Source organism: Aquibium pacificum, assembly GCF_040839445.1.
Taxonomy (GTDB): domain Bacteria; phylum Pseudomonadota; class Alphaproteobacteria; order Rhizobiales; family Rhizobiaceae; genus Aquibium; species Aquibium pacificus.
On sequence record NZ_JBDPGJ010000004.1, the window covers coordinates 71,770 to 92,882 of the forward strand.

A 21,113-nucleotide genomic window follows, 5' to 3' on the forward strand; every position below is an offset into this window, starting at 1 on the left:
CTCCCCGACGCCCGCACGGATTTTCCGGCGCGGGCATCGCCAGAATTCATTCCGGCAAGTTTGCCTCAGTCATTTCAGGAAACGCTCTTGATGTCCGAAATCCCGGAGGCTTCGATCAAGGCGTCAGCTGGCAGGCAGAACGATGCCCGAGGGTCACAGTATGTCGGTGTGGGGCTCCTGCTGGTTACGATACTGGGATGGGGGATCAACTGGCCGGTGATGAAGATCCTGCTTGCCGAATGGCCGCCTCTATTCGCCCGTGGCAGCAGCGGACTGATCGCAGGACTGGGTATTGCCATTCTCGCCCATTTCCAGGGCGAGAACCTCGGTGTTCCCGCAGGCTCGCGTCTACGAATGATCGTTGCTTCCCTGTTCAACGTCACGGCGTGGATGGGGTTGGCGAGCCTTGCCATGAGTTGGCTGTCGGTCGGCGAGGCCGCCATGATCATTTACACCATGCCGATCTGGGCGACCGTACTTGCCTGGCCGATCAGCGGCACGAAGCCCAGGATCAGCGGCGTACTGGCGCTGGTTCTCGGCATGGGGGGCATTTCGGTGGTGCTGGCTGGGCGTGGCGTCGAATTGGACGACGACAAACTGCTTGGAATCGTCTGCGCGTTTTCGGCGGCCGTGATGTTCGCGATCAGCACGATCGCCGTGCGGCCGCCGGTCGGTGTCGCGCCGATCAGCGGAACGGCGTGGCAGCTCGTGCTCGGCTCCGTGCCGATGCTGCTGCTCGGCATATTCGTAGAGCAGCCGGAGACTTACGCGCTCAGTCCGATGGCGCTGTGGTCATGGCTATACATGTCGATCGTGGCAATGGCTCTTTGCTATTTTTGCTGGTTTGCCGCGTTGCGGCGGCTGCCTCCAACCATGGCATCGCTTGGAACGATGCTCATTCCAGTCATCGGCACGGTGTCCGCAGCATACGTGCTCGGAGAACCTTTCGGCATTCGCGAGGCGATGGCGCTCGGTCTGGTGGTCGCCGGGATCGGCTTGGCGCTTACCGGCCGATAACCGCGCGGCGCTGTATGGCTATCGATTGTCGACGCGTTTCGAGAACGGATGGATCCTCACTTCGGCCCAAAGATCCGCAGCGAAGAAAGGGTCTGCCTCGTTGAATCGCTCAACGTCCTGCCGTGGTTCCGCTTCCACCAGGAAAAACGAACCGATCATCGTCTCGTTGTCATCGGCAAGCAGCGGGCCAGAAACGAGCATGGTGACGGGATTGGATGCGAGATACGCCTTGTGTGCATCATAGTGGGCCAGGCGGAGGTCGAGCGCCCCGGGGCGGTCAAGGCAATGGACGATGAAATGCATGAGGACGGATTCCTTGTGGTTTGGACTCTTCCGCGCGAACGACGCGGCTGATGGCGACGCAGATAACATGAGGCAACGAAAATGACCGAGAGATTGACGATAGGATGGATCGGAATCGGCAAGATGGGCAGCGCGATGTGTCTTCGCGCGCTTGCTGCTGGCCATTCGGTGAAGCTCGTCGAACCGCGTGCCGAAAATCGCGCCGCGGCCGTTGCAGCGGGCGGTGTGCCGGTCGCCTCCGTGGCTGAATTGGCGCAGCAGGTTGATCTCATCTTCCTCACGCTTCCCGACGACGCGGTCCTTCGAGCGGTGATGCTCGATCCGTCCAACGGGCTCGCCCGATCGGTGTCGGCCCGACATACCGTGGTGGAAATGAGTACTGTCTCACCTTCAATTTCGAGGGAAGTCGCCGCCGCACTATCGGCGAGGGGCTCCGACTACCTCCGGGCCCCGATATCGGGCAGCACGGCAACCGCGGCGTCCGGTTCGCTGACCGTGCTGGCCTCCGGACCCATACCCGCGTTCGACCGTTGCGAGGCAGTGTTCCGCAGCTTCTCCAACCGCATGATGCATGTCGGAGAGGGGGAAGAAGGGCGCTATCTCAAGCTGGTTATCAACTCGATGGTGGCAGCCAGCTCGGCTCTTCTGGCGGAGGCGCTCGCCCTGGGGCGAGCCGGCAATCTGTCGACGGAGATCATGATGGACGCCATCATGCAGAGCGTCGTTGCCTCGCCGCTGCTGGGATACAAGAAGGACATGGTCGTCACCGGCGATTTCACGCCGGCATTTGGCCTGACGCAGATGATGAAGGATCTGGACCTTGTCCTCGACGCGGCGAACGAGGGCGGTGCTCCGACCGAGTTGTTCCTGTCGATCCGGAAGCAGTACGAGGCCGCGGCCGAAGCCGGGTTCGGGCAGAAGGACTTTTTCGCGCTCGCGGCTGTCCGGTCGCACGACGAGAAAGCGCCGGAACGCTGACTTGTGATTGGCGATTGTCTCGCTTGCCAATGCCCGGCGATTATGATTTGTGAACCGGAATTCATTTCATGACGGATGGCCCGCCGGTCTTCCGCTGGCGAGGGGGACCCGATGCGAAGCTACGACAGCTACAAGACGATCGCGGTCGAGCGGCGGGGGTCCATACTCACGATCATTCTCGATCGCCCCGAGGCCTATAATGCCGTCAACGCCGTGCTGCACGAGGAACTCTCCCGCATCTTTGTCGATGTGCGGCGGGACGTTGACGCAAAGGTCGTCGTTCTAACGGGGCGCGGCAAGGCGTTCTGCGGCGGCGGCGACATCGACTGGATGCAGGATGCGATCGACGACCCGGTTTCTTTCGAGCAGACCGCGAGGGAAGCCAAGGAGATCGTCTTCAGCCAACTGGATCTCGACAAGCCGCTCATCTGCCGGTTGAACGGCCACGCCGCCGGACTGGGCGCCTCGCTCGCGCTGCTTTGCGACGTGATCATCGCGCAGGAGAACGCGCGGATCGGCGACCCGCACGTGTCCGTGGGTCTCGTGGCGGGCGACGGTGGCGCGTTGATCTGGCCACAGATACTTGGCTACGCCAAGGCTAAGAAGTTCCTGTTTACCGGAGACATGATCAACGCCGTGGAAGCCGAACGGATAGGCCTCATTACCGACGTCGTGAAGCCGGAGGAACTCGATGCCGCGGTCGATGCGCTGGCCGACAGGCTGGCATCCGCCCCGACCAAGGCGCTCAACTGGACGAAAGTCACGGCGAACCTGCCTCTGAAGGCGATCTTCCATTCGCATTTCGATGCCGGCATCGCTTATGAACAGATGTCGAACCTGTCCAACGATCACCAGGAAGCGGTGAACGCGTTTCGGGAAAAACGAAGCCCGGTCTTCAGCGGCACGTGACGGACTGGTCGTGCGGGACGGCATCGGGCTCTTGATTCAGGTGGAAAAGCACGCTGTCCCCTTTCCACCCCGGTCCGGGGAGGGTTCAGTCCAACCGAGTTCGATCGGATCGGGAAGCTGAAATGGCCGTCGCCGGGAAAAGGAAACTTCGACGCCCGGAAAAGGCCGATGCGAATCGCAAAGGCTTGTTCCAGGCGGCAGCCTATGTTGTTGGAAAGCACGGATATGCCAACGCCAGCATAGGACGGATCACCGAACGGTGCGGTCTGGCCCAAGGGACATTCTATCTCTATTTCGACTCGCGGCAGGATCTGTTTGATCAGTTGCTGCCGGCCGTTGGCGAAGAGATGATCGCCTATGTCTCGAAGGCCGTTCATGGCTCGCGGGATTACTTTGACGTGGAACGGCGGGGGCTCTCCGCGTTCTTCGACTATCTGACCAAGAACAGCGGCTTTTTCCGGATTCTATACGAGTCGGACTCGGTATCACCCGAGGCAACGCGAACGCACTACGAAAACCTGGCGCGAAAGTATCTCAAAGTTCTCGAGCGCGCGCGCGCCGAACACCAGATCCGCGCGCTCACCAACGTCGAGCGCGACGTCCTGATTTACGTATTGATGGGCGCCCGCGACTACCTCTACCGCAATCTGGTGCTGCGGGGCGGCGCCGACGAAACCCGCCGCAATGAGATCGTCGAAGCCTTCGTTTCGATCCTGAGGAACGGCATCGGCCCGGAGCAGACCACGCCCTAGCCGAAAGCCTGCTCCCGCTCGATCAATTCAGAAAATGAACAGTGGCTCATGTTTCATTTTTCTTGACTTCCCTTGCTCGCTTCCGGATGTTCGCTCGGGATTGCGGACAAGCAACTGGGAAGAGCTGGAATGAATTTCGCGGAACCGGACCACATTCGCATGTTGCGCGACACGATGCGGAAGTTCGTCGACGCGCACATGTCCCGATCCGAGGCTGCGCGCTGGGATCAGGACAATGTCTTTCCCCGGGATGTATTCGACGAGCTCGCGGCATTGGGCGTCATGGGGCTGACCATTCCGGAAGAATACGGCGGCGCGGGGCGGGATATCACGGCGACGATGATCGTCATTGAGGAACTCTCACGCCGCAGTCTGGCGGTGTCGGTCCCCTACATCATGGCGGCCTGCTATGCGGGCATGAACATCCTGGAATGTGGATCCGAAACACAGAAGTCTGAGCTGCTTCCTCTGATCGCCGCCGGAAAGATGCTGTTTGCCTATGGCTGGACGGAGCCCGATGTCGGCGCGGATCTGGCGAGCGTGAGAACGACGGCGGTGCGCGATGGCGACATGCTGGTCGTCAACGGGCACAAGCGGTTCTGCTCCGGCAGCGAGTTCTGCGACTACATCTACACCCTGGTTCGAAGCGGCCCGGCCGACCAGCGCTACGGCAACCTGTCATTCGTGCTCATCCCGCCGCATACGCCAGGTGTGGCGATCTCCCGGATTGGTTCGATGGGCATGAAAGGCGCCGCGACGACGGATGTGAGTTTCACGGATGTCCGGGTTCCCTTCTCCAACCTCGTGGGCGGTCCGGACGCCTGGAACCGTGGCTGGCAGATGCTGACCGGGGCAGGGCTCGACGTCGAGAAACTGGAAGTGGCCGCGATGGGCGTCGGGATCGCCTCGGCCGCCGTCGATGATGCCTGGAACTACGCCAACGAGCGCAAGCAGTTCGGCAAGGCGATTTCTCAATACCAGGCCATCCGGCACAAGCTCGCCGACATGCATACGCGGCTGATGGCTGCGAGATTGATGATGTACAACGCCTCCGCCATGGCCGACCGTGGGGAGCGCTGCGGCATCGAAACCTCGATGACGAAGCTTTTCGTCACGGAAGCCGCGAAATCCATTGTCCTCGACAGCCAGGAAATCCTCGGCGCCTACGGCTACGTGAAGGACTTCGACGTGGAACGCTATGTGCGTGACGTGCTGCTGCTGCCGATCATCGGCGGCTCATCGGCCGTCCAGAGAAACAACATCGCCAACTGGATGGGGCTGGGGCGCTAGGATAAAGTGGACCCGCGAACGATCAGCCGGGGCTCGAACGTCCGGCTCGACCATTCATTCGTTGGGTCCGCGATCAGCGATTTGGTCGCCTGGCCGGCGTGAATGCTTACCTTCTCGACGGGATAATCGACCGTCGTCAGCGGCGTGGCCAGCAGTTGCGAGATCCTGGTATTGTTGTATCCCGCGAGAGCGATGTCCGCCGGGCATGAGAGGCCGGCCGAACGCATGGTCTCCAGCATTCCCAGCGCCAGGGCATCATTGTGCGCGAAAACCGCGGTAGGGCGCGGGCGCATCGAAAGCACCTGCTCTCCGACTTTTCGTCCCGCGGCGGTGGTCGCATTCGGCGCGACGATTTCCGGTTCGCATTCAAAGACGCCGAGCCGCGCGCATGCTCTGGAGAATCCAAGCGCGCGATCGACGAACGTGGCGGAAATCGTGGGGCCCTTGATCTGGCAAACGACCTGGTGACCGCGTTCCGCGAAATGTTCGGCGACCATGGCGCCACCGGCTTCGTCGTCGCACGTCGCCGTGGGCAACGTGATCCCGTTGATCTTGCGGATGGCGAGTATCACCGGCACGTATCGCGTCGCATCGCTTAGAATCTCCGCATCCGTATCGCTCGATGCAAGCGAGATGATCGCGTCGACGCGTCGCGAGATGAACTGATCGAGCAATTCGCGGCTGGTCTGGTGGGAATCGCGCGTTTCGCCGATCAGCGGGGTGAAGGGGTGCTGCCCCGGCGTGCCCAATTCCGCGACAACGCGCCTGATCACGGTGATGAAAGTCTCGTTCTCGAGGTCGGACACGAGAATGCCGATCGTGTTGGAACTTCCACGGCGCAGAGTTGCGGCCGTGAGGTTCGGCCGGTAGCCGGCAGCCTCGGCTGCCTTGCGAATGATCTCACGCGTCTCCTTGCCGACCAGATGCGACTTGTCGGTGCTGAGCGCGCGCGAAATCGTCGAGCGGTCGACCCCGAGGGAACGTGCCAATTCGCGCATGTTCACGCGAGCCATCGGGTGCAATTCCACGGTTCATGATCGACGGCATCCCGAACTCGGGCTGCGCTGCGGTTGGCCATGCATAATCCGGATTATCTGTGCATGCAATCGATTGACAATGGGCAGCGGGAGCGCAACAATCCAATGCAATCGATTGCGGTGACCGGAAATGCTGTCCCGCTCGGTGTGTGAGAGCCGAATTTGCAGGCGTAGGGGAGGGCGAATGACCAAGCGTGTCGATGTCGAGTTTCAGTCTGAGGGGGTAACCTGCCGGGGCTGGTTGTACCTCGCGGACAGCGCGAAGAAATCGCCTACGGTCGTGCTGGCCGGCGGCTGGTGTTATGTGCGCGAGATCGTCATGCCGACCTATGCAAAGGCGTTTGCCGAGGCTGGCATCAATGCCCTGATCTTCGACTATCGAAATCTTGGCGTGTCGGACGGGGACAATCGCCAGCACCTCGATCCATGGGCGCAGATACGCGACTACCAGAACGCCATCAGCTTCCTCGAGCGCCACGACAGCGTCGATGCCGACCGCATCGGCGTGTGGGGCATTTCCTATTCAGGCGGCCACGCATTGGTGCTGGCGGCCACGGATCCGCGCGTGAAATCGATCGTCAGCCAGATTCCGGTGGTCGACGGTTATGAAAACATGCGCCGCGCGCACGGAACGATGGAGTACCGCAGGCTCTGGGACTTGATCCTGGCCGACCGCAAGCTCCGGTACGAAGAGCCCGGCAAGCGGCTCTATCTCCCGCATGCCACAGCGGATTCGGAGGCGGAAGTCTCGTCCTGGCCGTTTCCGGAGACCGTGGAGACTTTTCTCAAGATCAAGGCGAGCGAAGCGCCGCTTTACGAAAATCGAAGCACCGTGGAATCCGTCGATCTCCTGCTGAACTACGACGTCGGCCCCTTCGTGAAGCGCATCTACAATGTTCCAACATTGATGATCGTTGCGGAGGGTGACGACCTGACGCTCTGGGATCTCGAGATCAATGCGTTCAACGCGATTCCGACTCCGAAGAAGAAGCTCGAAATCCTGCCGCATACGACCCACATGACGCTCTATTCCGACAAGTCGAAAGTCGAGAAGGCGGCGGCGATCGCCCGCGACTGGTTCGGGGATACCCTCAGTGTTGCGGGCGGGTGAGCGCATCTTTCGGAGCTGCCTGGAACCGGGCTTCGAAACCGGAACATTGGCACTAGAATAATGGTTCAAAATTCAGTAGAACTGATGCAGTGTGTAGGGGAGGGTTTGGAGCCTTTGTCGCTTCGATCTGGCTGTCGTGAAAAGCGCCAGATGCGTTTTGCGAACGCGACGTGGCAGCGGACAAATGCAGGCGGGAGGCCCGCGTCCAGACTTTCAAGATGACTTCCATCGAAGTGCATCGGGACGTTGGCGCATTGTGTTTTCGGTGCAGATCTTTGCGCCGCACGTGACTAGGATCAACATTGGGAGGAATGCATGAACATCTCTATGAGGACGTCCGTTTCGGCCGCGGCTTTCGCCGCCGTCTTTTCGGCGGCCGTGGGTACTGCGCTCGCGGCTGAGACGATCAACCTCACGGCGGTTTCCGGCTATGCGCCGACTGCTTCGTGGGTCAAGATTTTCGAGGAGTACTTCATTCCGCAGGTCGACAAGGCACTGGCGGAGAAGGGCGATTACGTCATCAACTGGAACAAGGGTTTCAGCGGCACGGTCGTCAAGCCGCGCGGCGAACTCGACGCCGTATCCAGCGGTGTCGCCGATCTCGCGATCGTGGTGCCGGCATTCCACGTGGACAAGCTGCCGTTGCACGCCGTTTCCTTCGTGACCCCCTTCGCGACCGGCGATTTGCATCTCGTCACGCGCGCGATGTCCAAGATCGCCGAGGAAGTTCCGGAATTTACCCAGGAGTGGTCGGATCTGGGTGTGCACTATATTGGCCCGGCCGGTTCCGTCGATAACTACGAGGCCGTCTGCAAGACCAACAAGCCGAATCCGAAAGACTTCGATGGAGTCAAGATAGCCGGTGCAGGTACCAATCTGCTCTATTTCAAGGGCGTCGGCGGGGTTGGCGTCAACAGCAATCTCGGTGATTTTTACAACGCCATGCAGACGGGCATCGCGGAATGCTCGTCCGTTTGGGCGGAGGCCGCCGCCGGTTTCAAACTCTACGAAGTCGCGCCTTACTTCATCAAGGCCGACATGGGCGCCGTCACGTCGTTCGCAATCGCGGCAAACGAGACCTATTGGGAAACTCTTCCCGAGCCCGTGAAGGAGGCAATTGAGGAGGCGACCGCAGGCTACGGAACCGCGCTTGCCGACTATGTCGTCGCGGCGGCGGATGCGTCGCTGGAAACCTATAAGGCCAACGGCGGCACGATCGTCCAGTACACGCAGGAGCAGCGCCAGGAGATGGCGGCCGGAATGCCGAACATTGCGAAGGAGTGGGCTGAAGCGGCCGACAAGGCCGGGAAGCCCGGTTCGAAGATCCTGACGATGTACATGGACATGCTGCGGGCGAACGATCAGGAGATCGCGCGCGAGTGGGACAAGGAATAGGCCATTGGCCGAACCTGCCCTGAAAATGACAACGGCATTGCGTCCGCGCGGTCCCGTTGTCGCTTTCATCAACAGTGTTTCGGGCGCGTTCAACGCGCTCGGATCCCTGCTGACGTTCGGATTGATGTGCCTGATCTGCGCCGACGTGGCGTGCCGCTATTTCCTAAATGCGCCGATTGCCGGCGTTGCCGAGATTGTCGAGATATCCATTGTCGCAATCGTGTTCGCCCAATTGGCGGACGCGACCGCGAATGACAGGATAACGCGCGCAGACAGCGTCATCGCGATGTTGCGGATGCGCCGCCCAAAGGTCGCGCGCTCCATCGACTTCATGGCTGCGCTGACCGGCCTGGCACTGATGGCCATACTGGCCTACGGGATCATCCCCGCGATCCCTGTCGACTACGAGCGCGGATACTACGTCGGTACGGTTGGACTGTTCACCTTCCCGGTGTGGCCGACGAAGCTGGTGGTCGCGATCGGCGTGATCCTCACTGGAATCCAGCTCTTCTTTGCCGCGTTGCGCGCGTTGTTCGACGACCGCAGCAGCACTTGATCACACGACAACGCCCAGGACAAGGACTGCGATGAGCCCCATTGAGATCGGCATCGTCTCCGTTCTGGTGATGCTCGCCTTGATCTACGTCGGCATACACGTCCCCTTCGTTCTCGCGTTGACGTCGTTCGTGGGCGTTTGGCTGATCAAGGGCAATTTCACCATTGCGACGCTGATGCTGACGCAGGCCGCCACACAAGGCATCGCCGATTACATATTCGGTGTCGTGCCGCTCTTCGTCTTGATGGGAATGCTGGTCAGCGCCGCCGATCTCGGCAGGGACAGTTATATCGTCGCCAATCAGTTGTTGAGGCGATATGCTGGCGGATTGGGTATCGCGACCGTTGCCGCGAACACGGTGTTTGCCGCGATAACCGGTGTTACAATCGCATCTGCGGCCGTGTTCTCGCGCATTGCAGTGCCTGAAATGCTGCAATTCGGTTACAATAAGAGGTTCGCAGTCGGGGTCGTCGCCGGAAGCTCCGTGCTCGGCATGCTGATCCCGCCAAGCGTGCTCCTCATCGTCTATGCGCTGATTGCCGAGCAGTCGGTCGGCGCCATGTTTCTCGCAGGCATCGGTCCGGGTCTGCTGCTAGCCTTTCTGTTTTCGCTGGGGATTTTTCTCACGGCCAAGTTTTTCCCGCGGTATGTCATTTCCGATCCGGAAAAAGCCGCGGCGATCGACACCAATGACAATCTCACCGTGCTCGAGTTGTTCTGGAAGATAGCACCGGTCGTAGTGCTGGTCGTTGCCGTTCTGGGCGGGATCTATGGCGGGGTATTCACGCCCACCGAAGCCGGCGCGGTTGGCGCCGCCATGGCGCTGGTCGCTGCATTGCTGAAGGGGCGGCTCACGCTGCGCGGGTTCTGGGCTATCCTGATCGAAACCGGCTACATCACCGCGTCGATCCTGTTCATCGTGATCTCCGCCACGATGTACAGCCGCATGCTCGGAATATCGGGGCTGCCCACGCAAATCGGCGGCATGGTTCGTGATCTCGATGCGAGCTACATCGTCATCCTTTTGGTGTTCATCGCGCTGGCATTGATCCTGGGAACGATCATCGACTCTGTTTCCATCATCCTGATCACCGTTCCGCTTTTCCTTCCACTTTTGGCTCCCTTCGATGTCAGTCTGGTCTGGTTCGGAATTGTCGCCGTGCTTGCGACGGAGATCGGGCTGCTGACGCCGCCTTTCGGCATTTCCTGCTTCGTCGTTCGAAGCACGCTGTCGGATTACGGCGTCACGCTCGGTGACGTGTTCATCGGGGCGTTCCCGTTCGCGGTGGTGATGCTGCTCACGGTGGCGCTGATCGTCATCTTCCCGTCGATTGTTCTGTTTTTCGTCTGACCGGGTCCGAAGCGTCGGGTCGCAGGAGGAGTTCGTGACGGAGAATCCACCGCTTCTTTTTGCCCGGGCATCCATTTCCGGTGCACGGGCGCACAGTGGCATCGTACTGCCCGCGCCGTACCAGGATACCGCGCCACGGGCACGGCGTCCGGCTGGCAGGCGCACGAGGATCCCTGTGTCAAAGGAACACCCAGCCGGCGTTTTGCCGGTTCTCCGGGGGAGTTGCCTTCGATGAACGCGCGGTGGACCACGCTTCTGACCGACGCGATGATTGGCGAGCGCATCACTTCGGGCGAATGGGACGGCTCGACGCTGGCGGGACATCTCGAACGGCTCTGGAGCGCCGATCCCGGCAGGGTCGCGGTCATCGACGGTGACAGGTCGCTCAGCGTGGCGGACTGCCGGGAGATGGCGCTCAGGCTCCTGAGCGCCCTTCAGCAGCGCGGACTCGTGCCTGGCGACGTCGTCAGTTTCCAGTTGCCCAACTGGCACGAGGCGATCATCATCGAACTCGCCTGCGCCTATGGCGGCTTCGTCTGCAATCCGATCGTCCAGATCTATCGCGACGCCGAGGTGCAGCACATCGTCGGCGACGCCAGGTCCCGCGTCCTGTTCGTTCCGCAAAGTTTCCGCCGCTTCGACTACGAGGCGATGGTGTCGCGCATCGAGGACGCGTGGAGCGACCGACCCGAAACCGTTCTCGTCCGTCCGCAGAACGAAAGCGATCGGACCTCTTTCGAGATGCTTCTGGCCGAGGCCGCGGGTCCGCCCGAGATTGCCGTCGTCGACGCCAACGACATCAAGCTCCTGATGTACACGTCGGGCACGACAGGTCCCGCGAAAGGCGTGCTGCACACGCACAACACGATCGGTGCGGAGGTGAGGAATTTCGCCGGCTTCCTCGGGCTTGGCGCCGATGACGTGGTACTGATGCCGTCGCCGCTGGGCCACATCACCGGCTACCTCTACGGCATCCAGCTTCCGATCACTCTGGGGTGCCGCGTCGTGCTGATGGATGTCTGGGACGTTGGCAGGGCGGCCGATCTGATCGATCGCCATGGCGTAACGTTCACCATCGGCGCGACCCCATTCGTGCAGGAACTGGCGCGTTTTGCCGTCGACCATGCCCGGCCGATGCCGAGCCTGCGCTATTTTCCCAGCGGTGGTGCCCCTGTGCCGCCGGAAGTGGTTCACCGCGCCAATGCTGCGCTCCCGAACTGCACGGTCTTCCGCCTCTACGGGAGCACCGAAGCGCCGACCGTCACGCTGGGAGTGCCCGACAAGGCGAGAGCGGATCTCGGTGCCACCACCGAGGGATACGTGGTCGCGCACGATGTCAGGCTCACCGACCCGGACGGCCGGATCGTGGCGCCGGGCGAAGAAGGCGAGATAAGGACGCGCGGACCGGAAGTCTGCGTCGGCTACGCCCGCTTTGCCGACAACGCAGCCGCCTTCGACGCCGACGGATATTTCCTGACCGGCGATCTCGCGCGCATGACGCCGGAAGGCTGCCTGGTCATCACCGGTCGCAGCAAGGACCTCATCATACGCGGCGGCGAGAACATCAGCCCCAAGGAAATCGAGGACATCCTGCACGCACATCCGGCGATCGACGTGGCGGCGGTGGTGGCGATGCCGCACCATCGGCTCGGAGAAACCTGCTGCGCGGTGGTGCGACTGAAACCCGGCGCGGATTTCGATTTCGCGGCGATGGAGCGTGTCCTCTCGAGCAGCGGTCTTGCCCGGCAGAAGTTCCCCGAGCGCTTGGAAGTGGTGAGCGAAATGCCCTATACAGCCGCGGGCAAGATACGGAAAAATCTACTGCGCGATCTCGTCCGCGATCTGATCGCGAAAGAAAAAACCTCAGATGGGAACAGTGACGAAGAAAAAGACGCGGCAGGATAACCAGCGCGAGCGACGCGAGGCGCTGATTTCCGCCGGGCTCAAGGTCGTCGCACGGCACGGATATACCAAAGCGTCGGTCCAGCGCATCACCGATGCTGCCGGGCTGGCCCAGGGAACGCTGTATTCCTACTTCGGCTCACATCAGGCTTTCCTGAACGAACTGCTTCCCGCCGAAGGCATGCGGCTGTTCCGGTACCTCGATCAGAACGCACCGGACACCGGTGAGTATTTCGAAGACCAGCGCCGGAATTTCCTGGCGGTTTCGCGCTTCCTGCAGCGAAACAGGCACTTCCTCCGTGTCATGACAGATGCCGAATGCGCCGCGCCGGAGAGTTATGCGCAATACATGGGCAGCGTCGAGGACCGCTACCTCAAGGCCCAGTATGCTGCGGAAGCCGCCGGTCAGATACGAAAATGCCCCGACGACGAATCGCGCGTCATCGCCGAGATCCTGGCGGGATCCATCGGGCACATCGCGCTCGGATTCGGAGGTCGCCCGGCCGCCGATGCACCGGGCATCCCGGATTGGGCTGCCGATACCTTCGTGAAGTTCATCCGCAACGGAATCGCTTCGGGCGCGCAGACCCCCAGCTTCGATTTCGATCCGTCCCAGTTTGCGACGCACGGGCTTCGTCCCCGGTCGGGCGGCACGAGAGAGCGCCTGCTGGATGCCGCTGTCCGGGTGGTCATGGCGCGGGGCTTCGCCGCCACGAGCGTGAACTCCATCGCGGAAGCCGCCGGCCTGTCGGTCGGCGCCCTCTACACGCATTTCGAATCGCAGCAGGAACTCTTCGACCAGTTGCTGGACCATGTCCGGATCGCCATGATCGACCACGTCCGTGCCTTCACGCATGGCGCCGAAACGCTGCTCGAGCGCGAGTACCGCGGCTTTTGCGGCTTCTTCGACTTTCTGGCGACGAGCCCCTGGTACATCCGGGTCGAGTCCGAGGCCTCGGTCTGGGCCCCTGAAACCTATCGGCGCCATTTCTTCGATCTCGCGGACTCCTACGTGATCCTGTTGCGGCGATCGAAATCGGCAGGCGAACTGGTCAATTTCGAAGACCGCGAACTGCCTGTGTTGGCCTATGTCTTCATGGCGGCGCGCCACTATCTCGCGGCCCGATACGTTCCCTCCGACGGCGGTGTCCGTCAGCTTCCCCGACACGTCATCGACGCGTATCGCCGCCTGCTGCAGCACGGATTGTCGGCCGCGAACTAGCACCATCGACAGGCCTGCGCGGCAGTCTCGACGATCAGGAGTGACCAGCGGCCGATCGCCGGCAAACTCCGCTCGGGATTGCCGGTTTGCGAAGTGAATACTGGTTCAAAATTCGGTTGACAGACCGCTCCGTTTCGAACAGTTTGCGCGGCATAGTTCTAGTGCCAAGGGAGGATCCGGAATTGGCCGAGCAAGTTGAATTCAAGAGCAATGGCAACACGCTCAAAGGCATACTCGTCCGCCCCGAGGGCGTGACGGGTGACGTGCCTCTGGTCATCATGGCGGGTGGCTGGTGCTACACCAAGGAAGTGGTGATGCCGCACTATGCGAAGTCGTTCCACGCGATCGGCTGCGCCACTCTGTACTTCGACTATCGCAACTTCGGCGAAAGCGAAGGCGACCGTCGCCAGCACCTCAACCCCTGGGAGCAGATCGAGGATTATCGCAACGCGATTTCCTTTGCTCAGACGTTGAAGGGCATCGATCACAAGCGGACCGGCATCTGGGGCATCTCCTATGCCGGCGGCCATGTCATCATCACGGCGGCGCTGGATTCGCGTCCCGCCTTCGTCATCTCGACCGTGCCGGTGGTCGACGGGTTCCAGACGATGCGGCGTACCCACGGCGAACGACGCTTCGCAGAGCTTCAGAAGCTGATCGCCGACGACCGGCAGGCGCGCTTCGAAGGCAAGCCGGGCGGCAACATGCCGATGTCGCCCAAGGAAGATCCGACCAAGGAACTCTCGTCCTGGCCCTTCCCGCACGTCTATGCCGGCTTCATGGGCATCAAGGCCAAGGAAGCTCCGCTGCACGAGCACTGGAACACGATCGAATCGACGGAGTGGCTGCTGAGCTATGTGGTGAAGCCCTACGCCCAGCGTATCGTCGAGACACCGGTCATGGTGGCCCTGGCGCGCGCCGACAACATCACGTCCGCCGATCTCGAAGTCGAGATGTTCAACGCCATCGCGTCGCCGGACAAGAAGTTGGTGTCGGTGGGCGGCATCGACCACATGAGCCTCTACACCAACGTCGATCACCTCGCGAAAATGGGCAAGGTGCAGGCTGAATGGCTCGAAGAAACGCTCGCCAGACTCGACAGGTGACCTTCCGATGATCCTCCCGCCCTCGGTTCGGGCGAGGGCGTGAGAGACGAAAGCAAGATGTCCCAGCTGACCAACATACCGACGGCGGAACAGGATTCGCTGTTCCGCCGGATGATGCTCATCCGCAAGGCCGAAGAGCGGCTGGCCAGCGACTTCAAGGCAGGCGAGCTTCCCGGGTCGGTGCATCTCTACATCGGCCAGGAAGCGGTCGCGGTCGGCATTTGCGCCCACCTTGCCGACAGCGACTTCATAACCAGCACGCATCGCGGACATGGCCACTTTCTGGCCAAGGGAGGCGACCTCTTCGCCATGTTCGCGGAGGTGCGCGGTCGCAGTTCCGGAATCTGCGGCGGCATGGGGGGCTCCATGCATGTGGCCGACATGTCGAAAGGCATCATCGGCGCGAACGGCATCGTCGGCGGCGGTATTGGCATCGCCGCCGGTGCGGCGCTCGCCGCCCAGCTCGACGGCAAGGGAGCCGTCGCGGTCGCGTTCTTCGGCGACGGAGCGTCGGCGCAAGGCGTTGTGTCGGAGGCGCTGAATATATCGGCGCTCTGGAAGCTGCCGCTTGTCCTCGTCTGCGAGAACAACGGCTATTCCGAGTTTTCACCCACCCGGGCGGTCATCTCCGGCAACATCGCCGACCGCGGCGCCGCCTACGGGGTGCCTTCGGTCGCCGTGGACGGGAACGACGTCGCGGCGATGTGGCAGGCTGCCCATGAGGCGGTCGATCGGGCGCGCAGTGGTGGCGGTCCGACGTTGATCGAAGCGAGGACCTATCGCTTTCATGGACATGTCGAAGGCGAGGCCGGCTTTCTGAAGACCCCGTATCGCAGCGAAGAAGAGGTTGAGGAGCGCCGCAACGCCGATCCGATCATGCGGTTCGCCGCCGATCTCGTGGCGCGGAAGATTCTCGACGAGGGACAGCTTGAGGAGATCTCCCGCGAGATCGGGGCAGCTGTCGACGATGCCGCCGACCGAGCATTGAACGAGCCTTGGCCCGAGGTGTCGAGCCTCGACGGCCTGGAGGTACGCTGATGGCCCGCAAGAGAATGATCCACGCGATCAACGATGCGCTTTTCGAGGAAATGGAGCGCGACGAACGCGTCATTCTGTTCGGCGAGGACGTCGGAACGTCGATTTTCGGCGACACGCGAGGGCTGCAGCAGAAGTTTGGCCGAGAGCGTGTCCGCGACACGCCGATATCCGAGACGGTGATGGCGGGCATGGCCGTGGGCGCCGCCGCGGCCGGCTACCGGGTCGTATGCCACCTCATGTATGCCAATTTCATCTACACGGCCTTCGATGCGATCGCCAACCAGGCGACCAAGCTCAGGCTGATGACCAACGGCCAGATCCGGCTTCCCATCGTCTTCATGGCGGTCGGCGGCGGAGGACGGTCCAACTCGGCCCAGCATTCGGACTATCCGCATGCCGCCCTTGCCAGCCTCGGCGGCCTCTATGTCGTCACACCCGGCAATTCGGGCGACGCCAAGGGCCTGTTGAAATCCGCCATCCGCTGCGACGACCCCGTGGTGTTTCTCCAGCCTGCGAGCAGGGGTGGAGAGATGGGCGACGTGCCGGACGAGGAAACGCTCATCCCGCTGGGTAAGGCAACGGTTACAAAAGAAGGGGCGGATGTCACGTTGGTCGCCATCGCCGCGATGCAGCGGCCTGCCCTGCGCGCCGCGGCCGAACTGGCGGAAGAGGGGATCGACGTCGAGGTCGTCGATCCACGCACGGTGTTTCCGCTGGACCGGGCGGCGATTCTCGATTCCCTGAAGAAGACCGGCCGCCTCGTGGTCGCCGACGAGGCGCGCAGCGCGGGAAGCATGGCGAACCAGATCGCGGCGATCGCGGCCGGCGAGGGCTTCCGCTACCTGAAGGCGCCCGTGACCTGCATCACCACGCGCGACCTGCCGATCGCCTATTCGCCGCCGCTCGAAACGGCGATGATACCCGACGCCGCGCGCATCGCCGATGGAATAAGAACAATCATGAAGGAGCGTGCGGCGTGAAGGTCGTCCTCAAACTTCCGAAGCTGAGCATGAACATGGACGAGGCGACGCTCGTCACCTGGCACAAGAAGAACGGCGAGAGTTTTGCCCCCGGCGACGTTCTATATTCCATCGAGACGGAGAAGGTCACGTCGGATGTTGAGGCGCCCTGTGCCGGCATCCTGCTCGAGACGATGATCGCCGAAGGCAGCGAAGCCGAGGTCGGGGCGTCGGTCTGCCGGATCGACAAGACCGACTGACAGTCACACTCGAGGGACGGGAAACCGGCCTTCATCCATTTCGGCCGGTTCCCGTTGCCAGTTCGGCTATTCGGCTGCGACCGCGATCGGTGTCTGGGTCCGCAGCTTCGGCTGGATCTCGCAGGCTTCGTCCCAGGTGCGAACCTGGAGCGCGCGCGCAAACTTGCCGACGCCGGTCGTTTCACCGCACAGCAGGGCGAGTTCGATGATTTCCTCCTCGCTGAAATGCTGCTTGACCGCGTCGAAGACCGCGTCGGAATCCAGCGCCTCGTCGCCCTCGTGGAAGAGGAGCGCAAACCGGAGCGCCGCCTTTTCCCGCTCCGACAGCAGCGGGCTGTTCTCGAAATCCATCGTGGCCATGAGTTTTTCCTCGCTCAGGCCTTCCGCGGCGGCGACGCGGGAGCGCACGGTCGAGCAATAGCCGCACTGGTGTTTTGTCGACAGCAGGACGCGGCACATCTCCTTGATTTCGACGGGCACGATGCCGCCGTTGAGGACTTCGTTCCAGGCGCGCAGCCAGACGCGGCCGACTTCGCTGCGCGTGAATATGCTGGCGATCAACGCATCGGGCGCCCCGTTGAAGGTGCATGTGTCGACGAGCAAAGTCTGCGTCCGCGTCATTTCGGACCGTTCGAGCATCTTGAGCCTGGGTGCCATGTTTTCCTCCGTGATGGTCTCGCAAGGTACACCTTGTTGCGCGGGTGTGGTATGCATGAACTGAGATCACATCGATACGCATTCTGCATGGCAGGATCGTGGAGCGCATCCGGCCCCGGCATGGACACCAGAGTCATCCGCAGTTTTCTGAGGGTCGCCGAGATGGGAAATCTGACGCGGGCGGCCGAGTCCCTTGGCGTAAGCCAGCCGACATTGACCCGCATCATTCGAGGCCTGGAAACGGAAGCCGGCGTAAAGCTGCTTGAGCGGACGCGACGCGGAGTCCGGCTTTCGGACGCAGGACAGCATCTCGCGGACAGCCTGCCGGCCTTCGTCTCGGGAATCGAGAATGTCATGGGTGAGATACGATCCGCTGACTTCGAACCGACCGGCGAGATCAAGGTGGGTATTCCCCATTCGATGGCCAGGACGGTAGCGGTGCCCTTGGTTACCTGGTTCATCGAACGCTTTCCGAAAAGCACGATCCAGTTGCAGCTTGGAGTTTCGCACGAAATCGAGCAGGCGCTGGGCTTTGGCCAGATCGACATTGGCATCCTGATAAGCCCGCAGACGCAGGTTCCCCTGGTCAGCGTGAAGCCGCTTGCGACCGAACCGCTGATGCTGCTCGGACGGTCCGACCAGCCCTTGGCGGCGAATAATGCTAGATGGAGCGAGGTGGAAGGCCTGCCGCTGATCGTCCCCCCGGTGCAGAACCCGTTGCGGCGTCGCATCAATGCCGCTGCGCAGGCGGCCAGCATCGACTTGACGATTCTGGCAGAGGTCGGGGATGCCGCGGTTGCAATGGAACTGGTGGAAAAGGGTGTCGGCTACGCGCTGCTGCCGGAATCGATCAGCCGCGAGATGCGTGAAGGCGGTCGCATCACCGGCCGAAAGATCGGCAACGAAATGGTCGTATGGACGATCGCCGTGTCCAATCACGGCGCATCGATACGCCTGCGGGACGCGGTCGAAGGGCAACTGCGCGCAATCGCCGCGACGCTCGCAACCGGCAGCTCGTGGAGACCGGTAGCGGCCGACTGACGTTCATCGGCAGGATCTCTTCGAGCGGCATTCGGTCCATGGAAATGACAATGTTTTCCTATTCAAGTGGCCCGTGTCGCTAGCTCGACCATCCGCGTGACGGTTTCGACATAGTGGTCGATCGACGTGCCACGCTTCCGGTACTTCGCGCGTTTGACATACCAGTCCTGTAGAAGTGGCTTGATCAGTGCCGCGGTGAGCGCCGGATCCGATACGGAGAAGGCGCCGGATGTATTGCCCCGGTTAAGAATGTCGGCAAGCACGTTTTCCGCCAGGAGTTCGCTGTCGACAGCCGCGTTCCGTGCCGATTTGGGGAAGGATTTCGCTTCCATGTAAGCGAAGACGAACCAGGGCTGCATCTTTTCTGTCAGATGGATGTGGGTCGAGATGACCCATTTCAGATGCGCCAGGGGATCGCGCGAAATATCGTCGGGAGCCGCATACAGGACTTCCTTCAATGTGTCCGAGACCTCCCCCAGCACCATCAACAGCAGCGTCTCCTTGCTGTCGAAATAGGAATAGAGTCCACCCATGCTGAGCCCCGACTCGGAGGCAAGTTCACGCAGCGACGTCGCATGGAATCCCTTCCGGTTGGACAGTCGCAGGAAGGCGCCGACGATGCGTGTCAGATTGGCGACGGCCAGCGGTTGCTTGCGCACGCGTATGCGCTCGCCATGGCGATCGACGATGCGGGCGCACAGAGCCTCCATCGTGTAGCCATCCGTCGCGCCGGGCCTGATGTGTTGGCTCACTGATCGAGCTCCCTTGTGTGTGATGCGGCTGGAGCGAACCCGCTGCACCGGCGTGTCGCAGGTTTGCCCGCCAGGTGAAATCGGGTCCAACGTTAGTCGCCGAGGATGGCGGCGAAATCAACGCTTGCAGCCGATGGCTCGACAAATTAAAAGCGAGCGCTCGCTCGGAAATCTTACCGACAGGCGGCCGCCAGCCCGCCTTGACAGCTTGAGGATCATCCATGGATTTCACCGTTTCACCTCGTATCGAAGAGTTTCGCTCGCGGATCGCCGCGTTTGTCGACCAGAAGATACTACCGCTCGAGGCGGATCCGGCGAACTACGATGCACACGAGAACATCCGCCTGGATACTGCCGACGAACTGCGGTCGCAGGCACGCGCGCAAGGCCTTTGGTGTCTTCAACTGAGAGAGGAGACGGGCGGGCAGGGCTTCGGCAAGATCGGAATGGCGGTGTGCTACGAGGCGATGAACCGTTCGATCTTCGGACCCGTCATCTTCAACTCGGCCGCGCCTGACGACGGCAACATGATGCTCCTCGAGGCTGTGGGGACTGAGGCACAGAAGCAGCGTTGGCTCAAGCCGATCGTGGATGGCAGTGTTCGCTCTTCATTCGTCATGACCGAGCCGCATCCGGGCGGCGGGTCGGATCCGTCCATGATCCAGACCATCGCCACCCGCCAGGGTGACCGCTACGTCGTTCGTGGCCGCAAATGGTTCATCACCGGCGCGGAGGAGGCCCGGCATTTCATCCTCGTCGCCAGGACCTCCGAGGATCCGCGCAAGGGACTGACGGCCTTTCTGTTCGACCGCGACCAGCCAGGCTGGCGGATCGAGCGGCGCATCGGGATCATGGGGCCCGAAGAGCATGGCGGTCATTGCGAACTCGTCTTCGACGGGCTCGAAATAGCCGCGGAAAACATCCTGATGAAGGAGGGTGACGGGCTAAAGGCCACGCAGATTCGGCTTGGTCCGGCGCGGTTGACGCATTGCATGCGCTGGCTTGGCCTGTCGAAGCGTTGCGTCGAGATCGCGCGCGCCTATGCCGCGGAGCGCACCGGGTTCGGCAAGCGCCTCGCCGACCGGGAGTCGATCCAGATGATGCTCGGCGACCTCGCCATGAAGATCGAGATCGGCCGGCTGCTGGTGATGAAGGCCGCGTGGGCGCTGGACAGTGGCTCCTTCGCTCGAAAGGAAGTTTCCATGGCCAAGGTGCATGTCGCCAACCTGCTGCACCAGGCGGCCGATACGGCCATCCAGATCAACGGCGCGCGCGGATACTCGAAGGACACGGTTCTCGAGTGGATCTACCGGTACGCCCGCCAGGCCCGACTCGTCGACGGCGCCGACGAGGTCCATCAGATGGTTCTCAACAAACATCTCGACATGGAAGGCAGCGACTTCTGGAAATGGGACGCCGCGGGGGGCGGCTCTTGAGCACCTTGGCAGGTATTCAGGCTCGAGGAAGGCGGAAATCA

At 61.8% G+C, this 21,113-nt stretch carries 21 protein-coding genes; 17 read left to right on the top strand and 4 right to left on the bottom strand.

Translation table 11 applies throughout. From position 1 onward, the window contains the following. The first annotated feature begins 114 nt into the window (after nucleotides 1-114). The gene (locus ABGN05_RS16875) at nucleotides 115-1,017 is read left to right on the top strand and encodes a DMT family transporter (protein ID WP_367955874.1); all 903 of its coding nucleotides are present in this window, start codon (nucleotides 115-117) and stop codon (nucleotides 1,015-1,017) included. Nucleotides 1,018-1,035: 18 nt separating this feature from the next. Here ABGN05_RS16875 and ABGN05_RS16880 read toward each other — a convergent pair whose 3' ends face one another. Beyond that, nucleotides 1,036-1,320 (bottom strand): YciI family protein, encoded by a 285-nt coding sequence (locus ABGN05_RS16880; RefSeq protein ID WP_367955209.1) that lies wholly within the window; start codon nucleotides 1,318-1,320, stop codon nucleotides 1,036-1,038. Nucleotides 1,321-1,401: 81 nt separating this feature from the next. On the opposite strand from ABGN05_RS16880, the gene ABGN05_RS16885 reads away from it, so the two are divergent. The 4 genes from ABGN05_RS16885 (at nucleotide 1,402) to ABGN05_RS16900 (ending at nucleotide 5,249) form a co-directional block, all read left to right on the top strand. Further along, a complete protein-coding gene (locus tag ABGN05_RS16885; RefSeq protein ID WP_367955210.1) occupies nucleotides 1,402-2,298 on the top strand; it encodes an NAD(P)-dependent oxidoreductase in 897 nt (298 codons plus the stop codon). A 111-nt stretch (nucleotides 2,299-2,409) separates the two neighbouring features. Further along, nucleotides 2,410-3,207 carry an enoyl-CoA hydratase/isomerase family protein gene (locus tag ABGN05_RS16890; protein ID WP_367955211.1) on the top strand — a complete coding sequence of 266 codons (798 nt, stop codon included), beginning with the start codon at nucleotides 2,410-2,412 and terminating at the stop codon, nucleotides 3,205-3,207. Between the two features lie 122 nt (nucleotides 3,208-3,329). Beyond that, nucleotides 3,330-3,959 carry a TetR/AcrR family transcriptional regulator gene (locus ABGN05_RS16895; protein ID WP_367955212.1) on the top strand — a complete coding sequence of 210 codons (630 nt, stop codon included), beginning with the start codon at nucleotides 3,330-3,332 and terminating at the stop codon, nucleotides 3,957-3,959. Between the two features lie 129 nt (nucleotides 3,960-4,088). Beyond that, nucleotides 4,089-5,249: an acyl-CoA dehydrogenase family protein gene (locus ABGN05_RS16900; protein WP_367955213.1), complete on the top strand. Its 1,161-nt coding sequence runs from the start codon at nucleotides 4,089-4,091 to the stop codon at nucleotides 5,247-5,249. Here the strand turns inward: ABGN05_RS16900 and ABGN05_RS16905 are convergent. Beyond that, on the bottom strand, nucleotides 5,246-6,262 hold the full coding sequence (locus ABGN05_RS16905) for a LacI family DNA-binding transcriptional regulator (protein WP_367955214.1): 1,017 nt from the start codon (nucleotides 6,260-6,262) through the stop codon (nucleotides 5,246-5,248). The genes ABGN05_RS16900 and ABGN05_RS16905 overlap by 4 nt on opposite strands. A 208-nt stretch (nucleotides 6,263-6,470) precedes the next feature. Here ABGN05_RS16905 and ABGN05_RS16910 point away from each other — a divergent pair, with 208 nt between their 5' ends. From ABGN05_RS16910 to ABGN05_RS16955, 10 genes are all read left to right on the top strand, one after another. Further along, nucleotides 6,471-7,397 (top strand): alpha/beta hydrolase, encoded by a 927-nt coding sequence (locus tag ABGN05_RS16910; protein WP_367955215.1) that lies wholly within the window; start codon nucleotides 6,471-6,473, stop codon nucleotides 7,395-7,397. 315 nt (nucleotides 7,398-7,712) lie between these two features. Then, entirely contained in the window at nucleotides 7,713-8,792 is a 1,080-nt protein-coding gene (locus ABGN05_RS16915; protein ID WP_367955216.1) for a C4-dicarboxylate TRAP transporter substrate-binding protein, read from the top strand. Between the two features lie 4 nt (nucleotides 8,793-8,796). Next, nucleotides 8,797-9,348, top strand: coding sequence for a TRAP transporter small permease subunit (locus ABGN05_RS16920; RefSeq protein WP_367955217.1), 552 nt, complete (start codon nucleotides 8,797-8,799; stop codon nucleotides 9,346-9,348). Between the two features lie 31 nt (nucleotides 9,349-9,379). Continuing rightward, a complete protein-coding gene (locus ABGN05_RS16925; protein WP_367955218.1) occupies nucleotides 9,380-10,699 on the top strand; it encodes a TRAP transporter large permease in 1,320 nt (439 codons plus the stop codon). A 231-nt stretch (nucleotides 10,700-10,930) separates the two neighbouring features. Next, nucleotides 10,931-12,604, top strand: coding sequence for an AMP-binding protein (locus ABGN05_RS16930; RefSeq protein ID WP_367955219.1), 1,674 nt, complete (start codon nucleotides 10,931-10,933; stop codon nucleotides 12,602-12,604). After that, nucleotides 12,567-13,823: a TetR/AcrR family transcriptional regulator gene (locus ABGN05_RS16935; RefSeq protein ID WP_367955220.1), complete on the top strand. Its 1,257-nt coding sequence runs from the start codon at nucleotides 12,567-12,569 to the stop codon at nucleotides 13,821-13,823. The genes ABGN05_RS16930 and ABGN05_RS16935 overlap by 38 nt, the downstream gene beginning before the upstream one ends. 182 nt (nucleotides 13,824-14,005) lie before the next feature. Next, nucleotides 14,006-14,929, top strand: coding sequence for an alpha/beta hydrolase (locus tag ABGN05_RS16940; RefSeq protein WP_367955221.1), 924 nt, complete (start codon nucleotides 14,006-14,008; stop codon nucleotides 14,927-14,929). A gap of 57 nt (nucleotides 14,930-14,986) precedes the next feature. Further along, nucleotides 14,987-15,967: a thiamine pyrophosphate-dependent dehydrogenase E1 component subunit alpha gene (locus ABGN05_RS16945; protein ID WP_367955222.1), complete on the top strand. Its 981-nt coding sequence runs from the start codon at nucleotides 14,987-14,989 to the stop codon at nucleotides 15,965-15,967. Continuing rightward, a complete protein-coding gene (locus tag ABGN05_RS16950) occupies nucleotides 15,967-16,947 on the top strand; it encodes an alpha-ketoacid dehydrogenase subunit beta (protein WP_367955223.1) in 981 nt (326 codons plus the stop codon). The genes ABGN05_RS16945 and ABGN05_RS16950 overlap by 1 nt, the downstream gene beginning before the upstream one ends. Continuing rightward, entirely contained in the window at nucleotides 16,944-17,186 is a 243-nt protein-coding gene (locus ABGN05_RS16955; RefSeq protein ID WP_367955224.1) for a lipoyl domain-containing protein, read from the top strand. Before ABGN05_RS16950 ends, ABGN05_RS16955 begins: the two co-directional genes overlap by 4 nt. Nucleotides 17,187-17,252: 66 nt before the next feature. Here ABGN05_RS16955 and ABGN05_RS16960 read toward each other — a convergent pair whose 3' ends face one another. Beyond that, nucleotides 17,253-17,843 carry a carboxymuconolactone decarboxylase family protein gene (locus tag ABGN05_RS16960; protein WP_367955225.1) on the bottom strand — a complete coding sequence of 197 codons (591 nt, stop codon included), beginning with the start codon at nucleotides 17,841-17,843 and terminating at the stop codon, nucleotides 17,253-17,255. Between the two features lie 120 nt (nucleotides 17,844-17,963). Here ABGN05_RS16960 and ABGN05_RS16965 point away from each other — a divergent pair, with 120 nt between their 5' ends. Then, nucleotides 17,964-18,884, top strand: coding sequence for a LysR family transcriptional regulator (locus ABGN05_RS16965; RefSeq protein WP_367955226.1), 921 nt, complete (start codon nucleotides 17,964-17,966; stop codon nucleotides 18,882-18,884). Between the two features lie 62 nt (nucleotides 18,885-18,946). On the opposite strand, the gene ABGN05_RS16970 is transcribed toward ABGN05_RS16965, so the two are convergent. Continuing rightward, nucleotides 18,947-19,636, bottom strand: coding sequence for a TetR/AcrR family transcriptional regulator (locus ABGN05_RS16970; RefSeq protein WP_367955227.1), 690 nt, complete (start codon nucleotides 19,634-19,636; stop codon nucleotides 18,947-18,949). A gap of 221 nt (nucleotides 19,637-19,857) precedes the next feature. Between ABGN05_RS16970 and ABGN05_RS16975 the strand changes: the two genes are divergently transcribed. Continuing rightward, entirely contained in the window at nucleotides 19,858-21,072 is a 1,215-nt protein-coding gene (locus ABGN05_RS16975) for an acyl-CoA dehydrogenase family protein (protein ID WP_367955228.1), read from the top strand. Nucleotides 21,073-21,113: the final 41 nt, after the last annotated feature.